This window comes from Nonomuraea sp. NPDC054003 (assembly GCF_055585125.1).
This window is the reverse complement of the sequence record NZ_JBVJKR010000007.1, coordinates 278,282-294,758: the sequence shown is the minus strand read 5'-3', so window position 1 is coordinate 294,758 and position 16,477 is coordinate 278,282. Positions and strand designations below refer to the sequence as shown.

Annotated in this window: 16 protein-coding genes; 8 read left to right on the top strand and 8 right to left on the bottom strand. The window is 71.3% G+C overall.

Annotated elements, in window-relative coordinates:
* Nucleotides 1-5: 5 nt before the first annotated feature.
* The 3 genes from ACZ6YG_RS20670 to ACZ6YG_RS20660 are packed head-to-tail and all read right to left on the bottom strand — an operon-like array spanning nt 6 to nt 5,099.
* The gene (locus ACZ6YG_RS20670; protein ID WP_466018917.1) at nt 6-1,316 is read right to left on the bottom strand and encodes a M24 family metallopeptidase; all 1,311 of its coding nucleotides are present in this window, start codon (nt 1,314-1,316) and stop codon (nt 6-8) included.
* A 28-nt stretch (nt 1,317-1,344) separates the two neighbouring features.
* Complete coding sequence (locus ACZ6YG_RS20665; RefSeq protein WP_466018916.1) at nt 1,345-3,426, bottom strand: acetate--CoA ligase family protein; 2,082 nt, start codon at nt 3,424-3,426, stop codon at nt 1,345-1,347.
* Complete coding sequence (locus ACZ6YG_RS20660) at nt 3,423-5,099, bottom strand: thiamine pyrophosphate-binding protein (protein ID WP_466018915.1); 1,677 nt, start codon at nt 5,097-5,099, stop codon at nt 3,423-3,425. The genes ACZ6YG_RS20665 and ACZ6YG_RS20660 overlap by 4 nt, the downstream gene beginning before the upstream one ends.
* A gap of 265 nt (nt 5,100-5,364) precedes the next feature.
* Between ACZ6YG_RS20660 and ACZ6YG_RS20655 the strand changes: the two genes are divergently transcribed.
* The 6 genes from ACZ6YG_RS20655 (at nt 5,365) to ACZ6YG_RS20630 (ending at nt 9,264) form a co-directional block, all read left to right on the top strand.
* Nucleotides 5,365-6,537 (top strand): FAS1-like dehydratase domain-containing protein, encoded by a 1,173-nt coding sequence (locus ACZ6YG_RS20655; RefSeq protein ID WP_148030903.1) that lies wholly within the window; start codon nt 5,365-5,367, stop codon nt 6,535-6,537.
* Nucleotides 6,534-7,100, top strand: a complete 567-nt coding sequence (locus ACZ6YG_RS20650) for an SRPBCC domain-containing protein (RefSeq protein WP_364235592.1) — start codon at nt 6,534-6,536, stop codon at nt 7,098-7,100. The genes ACZ6YG_RS20655 and ACZ6YG_RS20650 overlap by 4 nt, the downstream gene beginning before the upstream one ends.
* Nucleotides 7,101-7,219: 119 nt before the next feature.
* Nucleotides 7,220-7,516 (top strand): AMP-binding enzyme, encoded by a 297-nt coding sequence (locus tag ACZ6YG_RS20645; protein ID WP_466018914.1) that lies wholly within the window; start codon nt 7,220-7,222, stop codon nt 7,514-7,516.
* A gap of 41 nt (nt 7,517-7,557) precedes the next feature.
* Nucleotides 7,558-8,163 carry a helix-turn-helix domain-containing protein gene (locus ACZ6YG_RS20640; RefSeq protein ID WP_271275098.1) on the top strand — a complete coding sequence of 202 codons (606 nt, stop codon included), beginning with the start codon at nt 7,558-7,560 and terminating at the stop codon, nt 8,161-8,163.
* Between the two features lie 121 nt (nt 8,164-8,284).
* Complete coding sequence (locus ACZ6YG_RS20635; protein WP_148030899.1) at nt 8,285-8,644, top strand: DoxX family protein; 360 nt, start codon at nt 8,285-8,287, stop codon at nt 8,642-8,644.
* Nucleotides 8,645-8,691: 47 nt separating this feature from the next.
* Complete coding sequence (locus tag ACZ6YG_RS20630) at nt 8,692-9,264, top strand: TetR/AcrR family transcriptional regulator (protein ID WP_466018913.1); 573 nt, start codon at nt 8,692-8,694, stop codon at nt 9,262-9,264.
* 10 nt (nt 9,265-9,274) lie between these two features.
* On the opposite strand, the gene ACZ6YG_RS20625 is transcribed toward ACZ6YG_RS20630, so the two are convergent.
* From ACZ6YG_RS20625 to ACZ6YG_RS20615, 3 genes are all read right to left on the bottom strand, one after another.
* A complete protein-coding gene (locus ACZ6YG_RS20625) occupies nt 9,275-10,444 on the bottom strand; it encodes an ArgE/DapE family deacylase (protein ID WP_466018912.1) in 1,170 nt (389 codons plus the stop codon).
* A 113-nt stretch (nt 10,445-10,557) separates the two neighbouring features.
* Complete coding sequence (locus tag ACZ6YG_RS20620; RefSeq protein WP_466018911.1) at nt 10,558-11,457, bottom strand: dioxygenase family protein; 900 nt, start codon at nt 11,455-11,457, stop codon at nt 10,558-10,560.
* A gap of 98 nt (nt 11,458-11,555) precedes the next feature.
* Nucleotides 11,556-12,131, bottom strand: a complete 576-nt coding sequence (locus ACZ6YG_RS20615; RefSeq protein ID WP_219547208.1) for an NADPH-dependent F420 reductase — start codon at nt 12,129-12,131, stop codon at nt 11,556-11,558.
* An 89-nt stretch (nt 12,132-12,220) separates the two neighbouring features.
* Between ACZ6YG_RS20615 and ACZ6YG_RS20610 the strand changes: the two genes are divergently transcribed.
* A complete protein-coding gene (locus ACZ6YG_RS20610) occupies nt 12,221-12,790 on the top strand; it encodes a MarR family winged helix-turn-helix transcriptional regulator (RefSeq protein ID WP_466018910.1) in 570 nt (189 codons plus the stop codon).
* Between the two features lie 69 nt (nt 12,791-12,859).
* Here ACZ6YG_RS20610 and ACZ6YG_RS20605 read toward each other — a convergent pair whose 3' ends face one another.
* Both ACZ6YG_RS20605 and ACZ6YG_RS20600 read right to left on the bottom strand, forming a co-directional pair.
* Nucleotides 12,860-14,014, bottom strand: coding sequence for a hypothetical protein (locus ACZ6YG_RS20605; RefSeq protein WP_466018909.1), 1,155 nt, complete (start codon nt 14,012-14,014; stop codon nt 12,860-12,862).
* Complete coding sequence (locus tag ACZ6YG_RS20600; protein ID WP_261808476.1) at nt 14,011-14,484, bottom strand: SigE family RNA polymerase sigma factor; 474 nt, start codon at nt 14,482-14,484, stop codon at nt 14,011-14,013. Before ACZ6YG_RS20600 ends, ACZ6YG_RS20605 begins: the two co-directional genes overlap by 4 nt.
* Before the next feature lie 359 nt (nt 14,485-14,843).
* Here ACZ6YG_RS20600 and ACZ6YG_RS20595 point away from each other — a divergent pair, with 359 nt between their 5' ends.
* Nucleotides 14,844-16,472, top strand: coding sequence for an ABC-F family ATP-binding cassette domain-containing protein (locus tag ACZ6YG_RS20595; RefSeq protein ID WP_222708895.1), 1,629 nt, complete (start codon nt 14,844-14,846; stop codon nt 16,470-16,472).
* The last annotated feature ends 5 nt before the right edge of the window (nt 16,473-16,477 follow it).

Here is a 16,477-nt window from a genome sequence, read left to right as displayed (position 1 = left end):
CGCCGCTAGATGAAGTCGGTGCCCCAGGTGAAGAAGGTCTCGCCTCCGTGGTCGGTGACCAGGGTGATGTCCTCCAGCCAGTGACGGGTGCGGATGTCCCCGGGGTAGAAGATGTGCGTCGCGACGACCATCCCCTTCTCCATCCGCCAGTCGAGGGCGCCGCCGGTGGTGTAGCCGCCCCCTCGCGGAGCCTCCAGCTCGCCGTGTTCCAGACCCATCCCGTGGAAGTAGATGAACGCGGCCTCGGGACGCGGCAGCCCGTGCCGCCGCAGCACGTCACGGCCCAGGGCCTGCAGACCGCTCACCGTGCTTCCCGGCACCAGCGCCGCGTTGATCTCCTCCAGGGCCGCGCCGCAGGCGTCCGCCACCCGTTGTCCCTCTCGGGTCGGCTCGTTGCCGGCGATCCAGGTCTTGCCACCGTCCCAGCAGTACTCCAGCCACTCGCCGTGACCGTCGATGACGATGTGCGCCCCCTCGGGGATCACGTAGTCCATCTCACGCAGGCTCTGCATCAGCAGCGCGTCGGGCTCTCCCGGCAGGGGGTTGGCGACGGCCAGCGGGGAGGGACCGCGGACGAATCCGCCCAGCTCGACCGCATGGCGGAAGTAGGAGTGGTTGATCTCCTGCCAGGTCTGGCCCTGCTCCCAGCCGGCCGCCGTCCGCTCGATGGCGAGCTGGTTGATCCGGGTGGCCTGGCGGAGCATGGTGAGCTCCTCGGCGGTCTTCACCGACCGTACGAACTTCATCATCCCGTAGCCGTCGACGATCTCGGCGTCGGGCAGGTCGAGCGAGCCGGCGAAGGACAGGTTGTCCGTGGCGACCCGGCCCCGCCCCAGCCCGAGGTCGGTGATCGCCGACATCACGGCGGCCTTGAGCCCGATGTAGTAGTTCGCGGCGGCGTGCTTGCCGGCCTCGGTCTCCGCCCAGGCCTTCGGGAGGAACCGGTGCAGCCCGTTGTGCTCGTCCGGCAGGTCGAGCTGGCGGATGCCGCCCGCGTACGCACGGATGTCGGTGATCCAGGTGGGCTGGTTCAGGAAGAAGGGGAACTGCTGGTCACCGACCAGCATGACCGGGTGGTCGGGGGCGTGCCGCGACAGCACGATCGCGGCCAGGCCGTTGGCCTCCTGGAGCGCGTGCCTCGCGGACGGGGTGAAGCCGGAGAAGTAGTAGATGTTGGTGTCGTAGTAGCTGACGAATCCGTCGATCCCCCGCTGTTCCATGACCTCGAACATGCGGTCGGTGTTGCAGAACTTCGCCGGCCGGACGGGGTGCCCGAACTCCGGCAGGTTCCGCCGCTTGACCTGGGCAGGTTCCATGCTGTTCTCCTCGGCTGATCTCCTGGGGTCACGCCTGACCGGCGACCACGTCGACGGTGGCGGCGCCGGATTCGTAAAGGAAGACGGGGTTGAGCTCCACGAAGCCCAGCCGGCCGGCGGCCACCGCGTCGAGCGCCGTGGCGACGACGTCGAGCAACGCGTCGACGTCCAGGACGGGCCGGCCCCGGTATCCGTCGCACAGCCGCCCCACCGGTGAGTCGAGCAGCCGGCGCCGGCGGGTGGGAGCGTTCCATCGGTGCGAGATGATCGCTTGGCCGGGGATCAGCTCGGTGAGCAGACCTCCCGGTCGTACGAGCGCGAACGGCCCGACTTCGGGGTGTTCCATCGCCGAGACGAAGAACTCCGTCCCGCCCGGCGGCGCCATGCGCTGCACCAGCACGTCGTCGTCGTGCTCCCGGCAGGCGGCGGCGACTCTCGCGAACGCCTCCCACAGCTCGTCCTCGCCCGTCACCACGGCGACCGCGCCCAGCTCGGACCGGTGGACGATGCCGCGGCCGGCGGCCTTGACGACGGCCGGGAAGCCGAACCGGCGGGCGGCCTCCACCGTCGGCGCGGGCGCCCAGTCCACCCAGGGCAGGCCCGGCAGGACGGCACGCGCCTCGTCCAGTCCGAGACCTCCGCCGCGGCTCGGGACATGTGCGCCCGAGCCGCCGTCCGGCGCTCGCGTGCGAGGGGCGGAGGTGAGGGCGAGTGCGGCGACGGCCCGCTCGACCGTGGGGACCACCGCGACTCCCGCGGCGGCGAGCCTGGCCGTCTCCTCCTCCCCGAGCCGGTCGTCCTCGGACAGGTGGCACAGGACGAGCGGCGCCACGGGCGCGGACGGCCCGCGATCCTGGGCCACCAGATCGGAGACGAGCGTCGCGGGATCGTGAGCCAGACCGGAGGTCACCGCCACGGTGACGTCGAAGATCCCGGAGGCGCGGTAGGCGCCTATGGCGGAGGTGAACACGCCGGTCTCGTTCAGGAAGGGGATGTCGAGCGGGTTGGCGGACTCCAGCCGCGGGTCGAGCCGTACGGCCTGCTGGTCTCGGCCGGGTTCGGCGAGCCTCAGGCCGGGCGCCTCGTGGACCCGGTCGGCGCCGATCACGCCGCTCGCGCCCGAGACGGTGACGATGCCCACGGCCGCGTCGCGGTGCCCGGTCCCGCACGCCGCGGAGACGACCAGGCAGTCGGCGAGGGTCGCGAGATCGTCCACCTCGGTGAATCCCGCCTCCGCCAGGACGGCCGTGGTGGCGTCGTTGGGGCCGACGAGCCGCCCGGTGTGTCCGCCCGCCGCCGCGCGACCGGCCGCCGTACGCGCGGCCTTGTAGACGAACAGCCGCTTGCCGCAGGCGTGGGCCGCTGCTGACACGCGGTCGAACCAGTCGATGTCGGTCAGGCCCTCCAGGAAGATCCCGACGACGTCGACGTCGTCGCGGGCCAGCAGGCCGGCGGTCAGCTCCATGGCGCCGGTGTCCATCTCGTTGCCGGTGCTGAACCAGTGGGCGATCCCGGCCCCGCGCCGGAGCAGGCCCATCAGCAGGCCGTTGCCCAGCGCGCCGCTCTGGGTCACCAGGCCGATCCGGCCCAGGCGGGGGGCTCGCCGCGTCAGCACGGTCGAGAAGTTGAGGTGCGCTCCCGAGCCGACCGACATGGTGCCCACGCAGTTCGGGCCGATGACCCGCATCCGGAAGCCGGGCCGCCGGATCACCTCCTCCAGTTCCCGCCGTGGCCGGCTGGACGGCGATTCGAAGCCGCTGCCGATCACGACCGCGGCGCCCGCGCCGGCCTCGTCGAGGTCCGAGACGGCCGCGGGGACCAGGTGCGCGGGGAGGTTGACGATCGCGACGGCGCGTTCGAGCCGGGGCAGCGCCTTGATCCTGGGCACGCACGGCACTCCCAGGATCGACTCGTGCCGCGGGTGCACGACGTGCAGTCCGCCGCGGTAGCCGTACCGCAGCAGGAAGGCCAGCGCGCGGCTGGAGAGCTTCGACTCGTCGGCGGAGGCGCCCACCACGACCACCTCGGAGGGCGCGCACATCAGGTCCACCAGCCCGGCGCCGTCGAGACGCGAGCTCCCGGCGGTTTCGCGGGCGCCGGTCACGCTCATTCGTCACCCCCGAAGGAGACGGTTCCGGTCCCGTAGTGCAGGCGGCGGTACTGGACGCTCACGGCGCGATGGTCGATGGGGACGTCGACGAGGGTGGGCGCCGGCTCGGCGACGAAGGCGGCGACGGCCGCGCGGAGTTCCTCGTCGGAGTCGCAACGCTCGGCCCGCAGTCCGAAGGACCGCGCGGTGCGGGCCAGGTCGGTCCGGCCGAACACCGCCTGCTCGCCGCTGATGCCGCGGGCGGCGAGCTTGTGGTACTCCGCGCCGTACGCGCCGTCGTTCATGACGATGACCAGCAGCGGGATGTCGTGCCTTGCGATGGTCTCCAGTTCCTGCACGTTCATCAGCAGGCTGCCGTCGCCCTCGATCACCGCGCTGGGAGTGTCGATCCCGGCGGATCTCCGGGCGACGGCCACGCCGATGGCCGTGGGCACCGCCTGCCCGATCGCGCCGAAGTCGTAGGTGAAGTGGTAGCTCGCCGGGCCCCGGCCGGTCATCCCGGGCACCACGTAGTTCCAGAAGTGGCCCACCCCGACGGTGATCGACGCGTCCTTCGGCAGGGCCCGGTCGATCGTCGCGACTGCGGCTTCGGGATGGTGCGTGCCGGGCGCCGGGCCGTCCGGCTGATCGTCCGCCCGGTCGGGCCGGGGCCGCCCGGAGGGGGCGTCACGGGCCGCGCCGCGTGGTGGCATCAGTTTGAGTATCTCGGCGACGGCTTCGGCCGCGTCGGCCCGCGTGTAGGAGTCCGCGACCCGCTGACCGTCGAGGTAGCCGGCCGGATCGGTGTCGATCTGGACGACGCGGGCGGCGGGGAAGAGGTATCCGCCCTCGGTGGTGTAGTAGCCCATGCGGGCCCCCACGCCGAGCACGAGATCCGCTCCGGCGAAGATCTCCCTGGCCGCCTCGGACGCGAAGGCGCCCGCGAGTCCCACGTCACGCGGCTCCCCTTCGAACCAGTCCTTGGCCCGCAGGGTGGTGGCGACGCGCGCGCCCGCCCGTTCGGCGAGTTCGAGGATGTCGGCCCGGCAGCCGGCCCGGACCGCTCCGGCGCCCGCCACGATGACGGGAGAGGTCGCGGCGCCGAGCAGGTGGGCGATCTCGGCCGCGGACTCGGGTGACGGCCGGAGCGGTGCCTGCTCAGGCACCAGCGCGGCGGAGGTGGTGATGACCTCGGTCCAGGGCTGGTCGGTCTCCTGGAGGTCGTACGGCACGCTGAGCACGACCGGCGCCCGGTGCGTGCGGGCGGTGAAGAAGGCCCGCGCGACCGCGTCGAGGGCCTGGTTGACGGTGGAGACCCTGATGAACTCCGCGCCCGCGGCGCGCACCAGGGGTTCCTGTTCGAGTTCCTGCAGGTGGAAGGCGGCCTCGACCGGTGTCTGCCCGGTCAGGATCACCATCGGGGTGCGGTGCCGTACCGACGCCGTGAGCGAGGTGAGAACCTGCGTGAGACCGGGGCCGCAGGTCACCGTGGCGACGCCCACGCGTCCGGTGGCTCTGGCGTAACCGTCCGCCATGGCGACCGCCGCGTTCTCGTGACGGGCGTGGATGACGGTGACGCCGGGCCGCTCGGCCATGGCGGTCATCCAGAACATGTTGCCGTCGCCCATGAGCCCGAAGAGTGTGTCGACGCCCTCGGCTTCGAAGGCGGATGCCAGGTAGTCGTACAGGAGCACGAGTCCTCCCGGTGCCCGTCGAGGTACGGGCCTCGACGTGTTTGCTAGCAGCAAATATTGAGTCAGAGGAAACACCGCGTCAAGAGGCAGCGGAGATCTCCTGCCGATAACGCCTCGAAGAGCAGGGAAAACGTGGCGAGCCGACGAAAGTTCTAGCTTGACTCTTCGCTCAGAGAAAATATGTTGCTATACAAGACTCCGTCGAGGACCCCTCGACCCGTGCCGGCGGAGACCGGCCGGTCTCCGCCCCAGGAGGTAGCAGGCGATGGCATCCAGACTCGGACTCGCGCCCCAGATCGATCCAGAGCAGTTCGCCCACATCGAAAGCCTGGTCGGCACACCGATCCGCATCGAGCCCTTCAACCACGAGGCGACCCGGGACACCATCCGCCACTACGCGCTGGGCATCGGGGACGACAACCCCCTGTGGTGCGACCCCGCCTACGCAGCCGCCGGGCCGCACGGCGACCTGCTCGCCCCGCCGACGTTCCTCTATTCGGCCTTCGACGGCGCGATCGGCGCAGGCCTGCCCGGCGTGCAGCCGGTGTACGCGGGAACCGAGTGGGTGTTCCATCGGCGCGTACGCCGCGGTGACGAGGTCGATCCGAGTGCCGTCTTCAGCGGTGTCCGCCGGCTGAGCGGCTCCACGAGCAGCGACATGGTCCTGCAGAGCTGCGACATCGGGTACCGCGTAGCCGGTTCGCCCGTCGCGACCGCCCGCGCCCACACCTTCCGCCTGCCGCGCCGGGACGCCTCCGGAGGAGGGCTGGCCTACGAGCCCCGCGAGGAGTACGTCTACTCCGACGCGGAGCTCGACCGGATCCGCGAGCACGCGCTGTCGGAGTACCGGCGGGGCTCCGCGCCCCTGGTCTTCGGCGAGCTCGCGCCCGGCACACCGATCCCGTCCGTGGTCAAGGGGCCGATCGACCGCATCACGATGACCTCCTACTACGCCGGATGCATCGGATCGCCCGGCTACAAGGCGTGCGAGGTCGCCTGGAAGTACCGCGACTGGGCGCTCAACGACCCCTCCCGGCTGCCGTCCAACTACGACCCGAGCTACTTCGCCGAGACCGTGCTGCCCAGCCTCGGTCACCAGGACGCCGACGTCGCGCGCGAGATCGGCATGCCCAACGCCTACGACAACGGCCCTCAGCGGTGCGGGTGGTTCTCCCACGCCGTCACCAACTGGATGGGAGACACCGCCTTCCTGCGGACGCTGTCGATCCGGCTCCGGCGGCCCGACATCCTGGGGGACACCGTCTGGATCGGCGGGGAGGTCGAGACGCTCACCGAGCAGGACGGCCTGGGAGTGATCGGCATCCGGCTGGAAGCCGTCAACCAGCTCCGGCAGGTCGTCGCCACCGGCGCCGCCGAGGTGCTCTGCTCCCTGACCCCGTCGGATGTGCCCGTCGAGCCGGCGGACGAGACGCGGTGAAGCTGGAGCAGTCCGTCGTCATCGACGCCGACGCGGCCCGCGTCTGGGCCCTGCTGTGCGAACCCGAGTCGGCCGCCGGCTGCGTGCCGGGAGTCCGGCTCGACGGGCGCGACGACGACGGACACCACCGGGGCGAGCTCACCGTGAGCTTCGGGCCGACGCGGGTGGCGTTCTCCGGCGTGGCGGAGATCGTCATGGCTCCGGAGGACATGAGCGGGACCATCGTCGCGCGGGGCGCCGACCGGCAGGGCCGCAGCAGGGCGTCGGGCACGCTGCGGTTCCATCTCATCCCCGGCGACGGTTCGGTACGGCTCGTCTCCTCGGCGGACGTCACCATCAGCGGGCCGCTGGCCGGTTTCGCCGAAAGCGGCGGGCGGCACGTGGTCGAGCAGCTGCTCGCGGGGATGGCGGCCAACGTCTCCGCCCGGCTGCGGGACGAGCGTCCGGCTCCCGGCACCGTACGGCTGTCGCTGCGCGAGGTCCTGGCCGCCTGGCTCGCCCGCTTCTCGCGGTGGCCGTGGCGGCGCGGCGGCGGAGACTCCCCGACCCCCGAGGGGCGATGAATGGCCGGATACACGTTCACCCCCCTGACGCCGACCGCGTTCCTGGAGCGCTCGGCCGTGGTTCACGGTCACCGGACGGCGATCGTCGACGGCGACCGCCGTTTCACCTACCGGGAGGTTTGCTGGAGAGCCATCCCGCGGTGCTGGAGTGCGCGGTCGTGGGCCGCCCGGACAGCACGTGGGGCGAGGTGCCCGTCGCCTATGTGACGATCCGGCCCGGACAGGCGGCGACGGAGGCTGAACTGGTGCGGTACGTCCGAGCGAGAACGGCACATTTCAAGGCCCCGAAGACCGTACTCTTCGGGCAGTTGCCGAAGACCTCCACCGGTAAGATCCAAAAAGGACTGCTCCGTGAGAACCTCCGCCGGTCGGCGTCCGCCGGCCTCGCGACATCCGATGGCCCGCCGGGTGATTGAACCTCCGGTTGTCCGGGCGCCGAACGCAATACGACCATGACATGCTCGGGGGCAAGGCGATGAAGGAAGAGCCGGGAAGTCTGGAGTCCATCCAGATCGGGTCCAGGCTGCGCAGCTGGCGGCTGGCCTCGGGCCTTTCTCTGCACAAGGTGGCTGACACGTCGGGCCTCTCCCCCGGCTACATCAGCCAGGTCGAGCGGGGCCTGGCCAACCCGTCCCTCGAGTCGCTCAAGAGGCTGGCCGACGCCGTGGGCATGCGGATCGGCGACCTGTTCGTCGATGAGGGCGACGGGTCCCCGGAGAGCTCCCGCTTCTTCGTGACCAAGCGGGGCATGCGCAAGCAGATCCGCTATCCGGGGTCCGGCATCCTCAACGAACTGCTCACGCCGGACCTGCAACGCCAGTTCGAGGCGATCTGGGTGGAGGCGCAGCCGGGGGCGACGAGCGGCGGTCATCCCCACTCGCACGCGGGAGAGGAGTGCGGTGTCGTCATCTTCGGTTCGATGCGGTTCTGGGTGGGCAACGCCGATCTGGAACTCGCCGCCGGAGACTCCATCTATCTCGACTCCACCGTGCCCCACCGCTGGGTCGCCACCGGCACCGAGCCCCTGGTCGCCGTCTGGATGATCACACCGCCGACCTTCTAGAGGAGCCTTCACCGGCTCGGAGCGTCAAGATCGCCCACGTCTGATCCGGGACATCGGCTCGTACCGAGACCGTACTATACGGTATGGTACGGTGCAGGTATCCATCGACCGAGGGACAGACGTGTCAGCATTGCCCGATCCGGTCTGGCCGGTCGTCGTCCTGGCGATCATCCAGGCCGGGGACGCCGTCATGTGCGTCAAGCCCGTTCCGTTCATCGCCCGGTGCTTCGAGGATGTGAACTGGCCGCGGCGCTACTGGTGGATCATGCCGCCGCTGAAGTTCGCCGCCGCGGCGGGGCTGATCCTGGGCATCTGGCTGCCTTACCTCGCCGCCGTGACCTGTGCCGCGCTCGTCCTCTACTTCCTGGTCGCCATCGCGATGCACATCGCGGCCCGGGACTTCGGCCGCAACCTCTTCCTCAACGCCACCGGGATGCTGCTGATCTGCGTCGCCGTGGGCGTCTACAGCTTCATGACGTGACTCTCCGCGAGCGCGGAGCGTTCCATACCAGATGGTACGTTGATCCGATGAGCACGGCACGAGACCGGTGGCTGGACGAAGGCCTGAAGATCCTCGCAGAAGAAGGTGCGGCGGGGATTCGCATCGACCGGATCGCCGCTCGGCTCAACCTGTCGAAAGGGTCGTTCCACCATCACTTCGATGGCGCCGAGGGATACAAGAAGGCGCTTCTCGCCCATGTCGAGCGCCTGTCGGTCGAAGCGCTCAACAGCGCGATTTCCGAGATCGGGGAATCGGCCGGTGCCCGGGCGATCCTCACCCGGCTGACGGAGCTCGTCCGCCCCGGGAACACGGGGCTCTATCGGCCGGAGATCGACACCGCCCTGCGGGCGTGGGCGACGTGGGACGCGGATGTGCGGGTCGTGCAGACCCGCCTGGACGAGGCCAGACTGTCCGCGCTCCAGCGGGTGTGGCGATCAGCCGTCGCCAGCGACGAGGAGGCCCGGACCGCGGCCCTGTTGCCCTACCTGCTCGCGGTCGGAGCGAGCGTCGTCTACCCTCCTGTCGACGCCGACCGGCTTCGCGAGCTCTACGAGATCCTCCTGCCCCTCGTACCGGACGGCACGACGCCGCTGCCGTGACCCGCATCGGTCAGGAACAGAAGTCCGTGATGGTGTCGGTGAGAATGCGGGTGAGACGGTCCAGCGAGGCCAGGTCCGCCCACTCGCGGGCCGCGTGCGCGCCCTCGCCGTCGGCGCCGAACAGCAGACAGGGGATGCCGGCGCGGTCCAGCAGGGCCGCGTCCGTCCAGAAGGGCTCGCCGCGCACCACCGGCGGATGCCCGAGGACCGCCTCCGCATGGCGGGTCAGCGTACGGACGATCCGCGCCTCCGGGTCGGCCTGGAACGGTTCGCGGTGCAGTCCTCGCGTGAGGCGGTAGCGGAAGCCGGGCACGGCGGCGGCCAGGCGATCCAGCACGGCCGTCAGCTCCGCCTCCACCGTGTCGGCGTTCTCGCCCGGTACGGTGCGCCGCTCCAGGGTGATGCGGCAGTGCGCCGGGTAAGTGGAGGGCTCCTGGCCTCCGGCGATGACCGAGGCGTGCACGGTGCCGGTGCCGAGCAGGGGGTGCGCCGGGCCCTGAGCGAGACGCGTCCCCAGCTCCTCCAGCGCGACCAGGAAGTGCCCGGCCTTGGCGATGGCGTCCACGCCCAGGTCGGGCCTCGAACCATGGGCCGCACGACCCTCGATCACCACGTCGAACCAGGCGAAGCCCTTGTGCGCCAGGGTGACTTCGAGATGACTCGGCTCGGTGACGATCGCCGCGTCCGCGGTGAAGGACTCCAGCACCTCCTCCGTACCGGTGCTGCCGTGCTCCTCGTCCGCGACGCACGCGAGGAGCACATCGCCGCGCAACGGCCCGCCGGCCGTGGCCCGGACGGCGGCGATCATCATCGCCGCGAGACCGCCCTTCATGTCGAAGGACCCGCGGCCGTACATCCGCCCGTCACGGATCTCCGGATCGAACGGGTCACCGTCGTAGCCGGCCACGCCCACCGTGTCCAGATGACCGTTGAGCATCAGCGACCGGCCGCCACCGGCCCCGCGAGCGATCGCGACCACCGACGGCCGGCCGCCGCGCTTGTCCAGACGGTGCACCTCGAAACCGCGGGCGGCCAGCCACTCGCCGCAGAAATCGGCGATGGCGCTCTCGCCCGCGCCGTCGGCCGCGAGGTCCGGGTTGACGGAGTCGATGGCGATCAGCCTGGCCAGCAGGCCACGGGGGTCGAAGGGGTCAGCGGCGGAGGGAGGGGCAGGGGGCATGCGGACCTTCCGAAGGGCGGTGCGGTGGATCGACCCTTCGATTATCGGCGTCTCCGGCGTCTCGGGGATCTTCGTGGGAGGCGTCAGGCGGGCTCCGGCGATCACACGGGCGCTCAGGCCGCCTGGAAGGAACGCCGCGACAGGCCGACGCCGTAGCCGTCGAGTGTGGTCACCACCGGGGCGGTGGGGTCGGTGGCCGCGCCGAGGGCGACGAACAGCGGGGTGAAGTGCTCCACGGTCGGGTGCGCGTACGGCATGCCGGGGGCGGCGGTGCGGAAGCGGGCGAGCTCGGCGACGTCACCGCGGGCCAGCGCGTCGGCGGCCCAGGCGTCGAAGTCGGACGACCAGCCGGGCACCTTGTTCTCCAGGAACATCTCCCTGGTCAGGAACGGCAGGCCGTGCGTCATGTGCCCCGAGCCGATCACCAGCACGCCCTGCTCGCGCAGCGGCCGCAGCCGCTCGCCGATGGACAGCAGCCGATCGGGGTCCTCGGTGGGCAGGCTCAGCTGCAGCACCGGGATGTCGGCGGCCGGGTACATGATCTTCAACGGGACCCAGGCGCCGTGGTCCAGCCCGCGGCTGGTGTGCCGGTGCACCTGCCCGGTGTCCGGCATGACCCCCACGACCTGCCGCGCCAGCTCCCCGGCGTCGGGCGTGTCGTAGCGGAAGGTGTAGTACAACGCGTCGAAGCCGCCGAAGTCGTACACCAGCTCGCTGGGTCGTTCGGCGCTCACCGACAGCGGCGCTGACTCCCAGTGCGCGGAGACGACCAGGATCGCCTTCGGCTTGGGCAGGGCCCTGGCCCAGCCGTGCAGCGGAGTGAGCCACTCGGGGCTCTCGAAGGGCATGGGTCCGCCGCCGTGGGACAGGTAGAGGCTGGGCAGCGGCCCGTCCTGGGCCGTCCACGGCCGGTGCGGTTCGGCGGCCTCGAGGGCGGCGGCGCGCTTCAGGTGCGTGGCGAACGGGTGCGCGGCGGGTATGCGGGCGTCGGCGGCGGTCGTGGTGGTGGTCATCGGGGCTCCTCGTCGGGGAGATCATGGGTGTCTCATCGGGCCGAGGGCCGCCGGGGGCGCGGCCGTCGGTGATCCCGCGCTGGGTCGCGGGGCGGCTGTCAGGCGACGACGGCGAACCCGCCGGTCCAGGCGATCTTCTCGCCGGCCGCGAGGCCGATCTGCAGGAAGCCGAGGGCCTCCAGCTCGCGGGCCCGGCTCAGCGGGCCGGTGTCGACGGCGCGCAGGCCAGCGTCGGTGACGATCTGGGCGAGCGCGGCCTTGGCGCCGGCGTCGTCGCCGGCGATCAGCACGGTCGTGGGCTGCTCGCCGACGCTGCCCTGGGACAGGGTGGCGGCGAAGTTGGTGTTGAACGCCTTGACCACCTGGGAGCGGGGCAGCGCCTCGGCGATCTCGGCGGTGGCCGAGCCGTCGGCCGCGACCGTCAGGGAGTCCATCGTGGAGAAGTCCACCGGGTTGGTGATGTCGACGACGACCTTGCCGTCGAACTGTCCTTCACGCTGGGCGATGACGCCGGCCACCCCTCCGTACGGGACGGCGAGGACGACGATGTCACCGGTGACGGGCTTGCCTGTGTCGTCCCGGCCGAGAAGTTCGACGGTGTTGCCGCTTCTGCGGACCAGGTCGGCGATGGCCGAACCCATGGCGCCGGGGCCGATGATGCTCACCTGTGTCATGTCGGTGCTCCTTGTAGTGGTTGTTGCACGACTGGTACCCATGAGAGCAAACTTGTCGCTACAACTATTCCTGGACGAGGGACCTGACCGTGGACACTCCGTGGCTCGACCGGCGGCAGCTACGCGCCTGGATCCGCCTGCGGGCGGTGCTCGAACTGCTCCCCGGGGTCCTGGACGCGCAACTCCGCCGTGACTCCGGGCTGACCGAGTTCGAGTACTACACGCTGGCGATGCTGTCCGAGGCGCCCGGCCGGACGCTGCGCATGACCGAGCTGGCCCAGCAGACCAACGCGACGCTCCCCCGGCTCTCGCACGTGGTGACCCGCCTGGAGGGCCGCGGCCTGCTGGAGCGCGTCCCCTGCCCGGAGGACCGCCGGGCGATCAACGCCCGGCTCACCGACCACGGGTGGGCGAAGGTGCGGCAGGCCGCGCCCGGGCACGTGGCCACCGTCCGGCACCACATCGTCGACGTGCTCACCGACGAGCAGCTCGACCAGGTCACCGCCATCAGCGACGCCATCCTGGCCGAGCTGGACCCGTCGCGGGCCGTGGCCGCGCTCTACACCCGCTACGACGAGGCCTCAGACGGGGATGACGGCCCACCAGACGACGCCGAAGCGCGGCGCGGCGACGGCAGGACGGACAGCTCGCAGGCGTAGGAATCGGCCGGCCCGTCCAGCCGTCCGACATCGCGCCCCGCCGAACGGGAACGGGTCGTCGAGGGCCGGTTACCAGGCCGCCTCGATCACCGGGCGGGACCCCAAGAGCTCGGGATCGGGAGATCCGGGGTGGACCAAGGACGTGACGTGTCCCTCGTCGACTCTGCTCAGTGGATGGAAGTTGCCCGCGAGCAGCAGGTGGCGCCCGGTGCCGTCGTAACGGATCAGGTTCCAGCGCGCGATGCTCTCGCCCTCGTGGTCCCTGCTCAACAGGGTGCGGATCTTGCGTCCGTCTGTGACGGAGTACTCGTCCACGGTGTAGCGGTGCGGTCGCCGGCCGTCGGACAGCCGGCTGTGGCCGATCAGCATGCTGCGGCCGTCCGGGTTGATCGTCGAGGCCGTGACCTCCTGCCCTGGCGCTACGACGCGACTGGCCGCGAGTGTGGTGCCGGAGGCGGCCGTGTCCAGGACCCGGGCCTCGGATCCGACCACGAGACCGAGGGTGCGGCGATCGGCCGCCCATGACAGGCTCTCGATCTGTCCCGCGACGTTCGTCGTCCACGTGCGTGTCGTACCCGTGGGCAGATCGACGACCGTGAGCTGGGCCCCGGGGCAGAAGCGCAACGTCTCCCCCTTACCGCACACCTTGCCGTCGAGGCTGTAGGAGAGCCGGGTGCCGTCGCCGGTGACAGCAAGGGAGCTCGCCGTCGTACCGAGCACCTTGGGGATCACGTCGTGAACCAGCTCGGCCGGCCTCCCTTGTCCGTCGACCCGCGCTCGGTGGAACCTTGTGCTGCTCACCTGCGTCTCGCGCGACTGGACGCTCTGGGCGATGTAGAAGGTCTCACCGTCGCCGGCGCCCGCGAGCAGATATCCACCGGGCTCCCGGAAGCTTCCCTCAGGGGTGGGGGGCAGCCCGAGCCGGCTCGTGACCTTCCCGGTACGGGCGTCGTGGACCGTCACGCCGTCAGCGCTCGCCATCAGCAGGAAACGCGGGCCGGTGAGAGCGTGCGTCGCGGGCGCGGTGGGCGCGCCTCCTGTCCCGGCCACCATGGCGGCGACCGCGCCGATGACCACGACGACGAGCGCGGCCGCGAGCGGGACCGCCAGGGCGAGCCGGCGCGCGGGAAGGGCCCGCGCCGCCGGGCGCAGGGTTTCCGGGCGGATCCGCTCGGCGTCGGCGGTGAGGGCGTCCTTGAGCTGATCTTCGAGCCAGGAAGTCATCGGTTTCCCTCCAGTTTGACGGTGAGTGCCTTCAGGGCTCGAAAGACGGTCGATTTCACTGTTCCGCGGCTGACTCCCATGGCTTCGGCGATCTCGGCCTCGGACAGGTCGAGGTAGTAACGCAACACCACGGCTTCTCGCTGGCGGCGGGGTAAGGCGCGTACCGCGTCGGACACCTCCCGGCGCGTCTCCCCCAGCAGCGTGACAGCCTCCGCCGACCGGAACGGCTTCTGCCGATCGCCGGTGAACCTGCTCATGATGGACCGGCGGCGGTGGACCATGCGGCATCCGTTCACCACACTCGCCCGCAGGTAGGGCAGCGCCCGATCACGGTCGGTCAACCGGCTCCATCGGCGGTGCAGCGCCGCGAAGGCGTCCTGGACGACGTCCTCGGCCGTCTCCTGATCGCCCACCAGCAAGTACGCCAACCGGACCAGGCCCAGCCGCTGAGTCAGGAAGAGTTCGGCCACGACAGCCTCGTCCATGGCCGGGGCAGGCGGTGGCTCCGGCTCCTCCACCGTTCGTTGAATCGCGAATCGCATACCTCTTCCATGCACAGTCGCCGTCCAGGTTGCCTCGTGAGACGGAAGTCACCATCATGCGCCCCGGGCGAAATCCGGATGAGTGTGGCGCCTCAAGGCTGCTAACGTGGCCGTCATGGCACGAGGTATCTGGTCGCAGAAGATCCGCTCCGCCCGCTGACGGCGGCGCCTTCTTCCTGCTGAATCCGCGCTCGCCGTCCCGGTTCCCGCCGGGCGGCCCTTTGCTGTTGCCCGGCTCCACTGCGAGCTGCGGAGCACCGTTGAACCTCATCCCCAATACCGAAACCATGTCCCTGCCCGTCGAGGCGGGCGACAGCGCACACGTACGCGCCACGGGCGTCACCGTCACCCGCGGGTCCCGGCGTGTCCTGAACGACGTCTCGATCACCGTCTCCGCCCGGTCGCGGGTCGCCGTCGTCGGCGAGAACGGCCGCGGCAAGACGACGCTGCTGCACGTCCTCGCCGGACTGATCACACCGGACGACGGCGCCGTGCACCGTGCCGGCACGATCGGACTGGCCCGCCAGGAGCTGTCCGCGCGAGCGGGCGAGACCGTCGGCACCCTGACGTCCGAGGCGCTGGCCGCGTCGCTCGCGGCCCTCGACGCGCTGGAGGAGGCGACCCTCGCCATGACCGAGGGCGACCCCGCCGCCGACGACCGCTACGCCGCCGCGCTCGACGCCGCCACCCGGCTCGACGCGTGGGACGCCGAACGCCGCGTCGACGTCGCCCTGGAAGCCCTCGGCGCCTGCACCGACCGCGACCGTCCGCTGGCGACGCTGTCGGTCGGTCAGCGCTACCGGGTGCGGCTGGCCTGCCTGCTCGGCGCGCGGCACGACGTACTGCTGCTCGACGAGCCGACCAACCACCTCGACGCGGGCGGGCTGGACTTCCTGACCCGCAGGCTGCGCGAGCACGACGGCGGCCTCGCCGTCGTCAGCCACGACCGGGCGCTGCTGCGCGACGTCGCGGACCGGTTCCTCGACCTCGACCCGGCCCGTGACGGGAAGCCGCGGCTGTACGCCGGCGGCTATGACGCCTGGCAGGACGCCCGGCGTCGCGAGCGTGAGCGCTGGGAGCAGGACCACGAGCAGCAGCAGGCCGAGCACCGGCGGCTGCAGGACGCGGTGTCGAAGGCCCGCGACCGGCTCTCCACCGGCTGGCGGCCGGACAAGGGGACCGGCAAGCACCAGCGCCAGTCCCGCGCGCCGGGCGTCGTGCAGGCCCTGAACCGTCAGCGGGAAGCCCTGCTGGCGCACCGGATCGACGTGCCCGAACCGCCGCCGTCGTTGCGGTGGCCGGACCTGGGCGTCCGGCCGGGGGCGCCGCAGCTGCGCGCGCATGGCGTCGCCGTCGGCGGGCGGCTGGCCGGGCCGGTCGATCTCACCCTCGACGGAGGCGACCGGCTGCTCGTCACCGGGCCGAACGGCGCCGGGAAGTCCACGCTGCTCGCGGTGCTGGCCGGTGCGCTCCAACCCACCGACGGGCACGTCTGGACGGCGCAGGGGGCACGGATCGCCCAGGTCACCCAGGAAACCGCCGGGCAGGACCCCGCGCTCACCGCCCGCGAGGTGTACGCACGCCACGTGGGGCGGCTGGTGGCCCACAAGGGACTGCGCGACGCCGACGCCGTCCCGCTGGGATCGCTCGGGCTGCTGGACTCCGAGGCGATGCGCACGCCGGTCGGGCGGATGTCCCAGGGACAGCAGCGGCGCCTCGACCTGGCGCTCGCGCTGGCCGGCCGGCCCGGCCTGATCCTGCTGGACGAGCCGACCAACCACCTGTCACCGGCGCTTGTCGACGAGCTGACCGACGCGATGCTCAAGACGAGCGCCGCCGTCGTCGTCGCCACGCACGACCGGCAGCTCCTGCGGGACCTCGCCGGCTGGCCGCGTCTGGAGATAGGCCCGCCGTAGCGAGG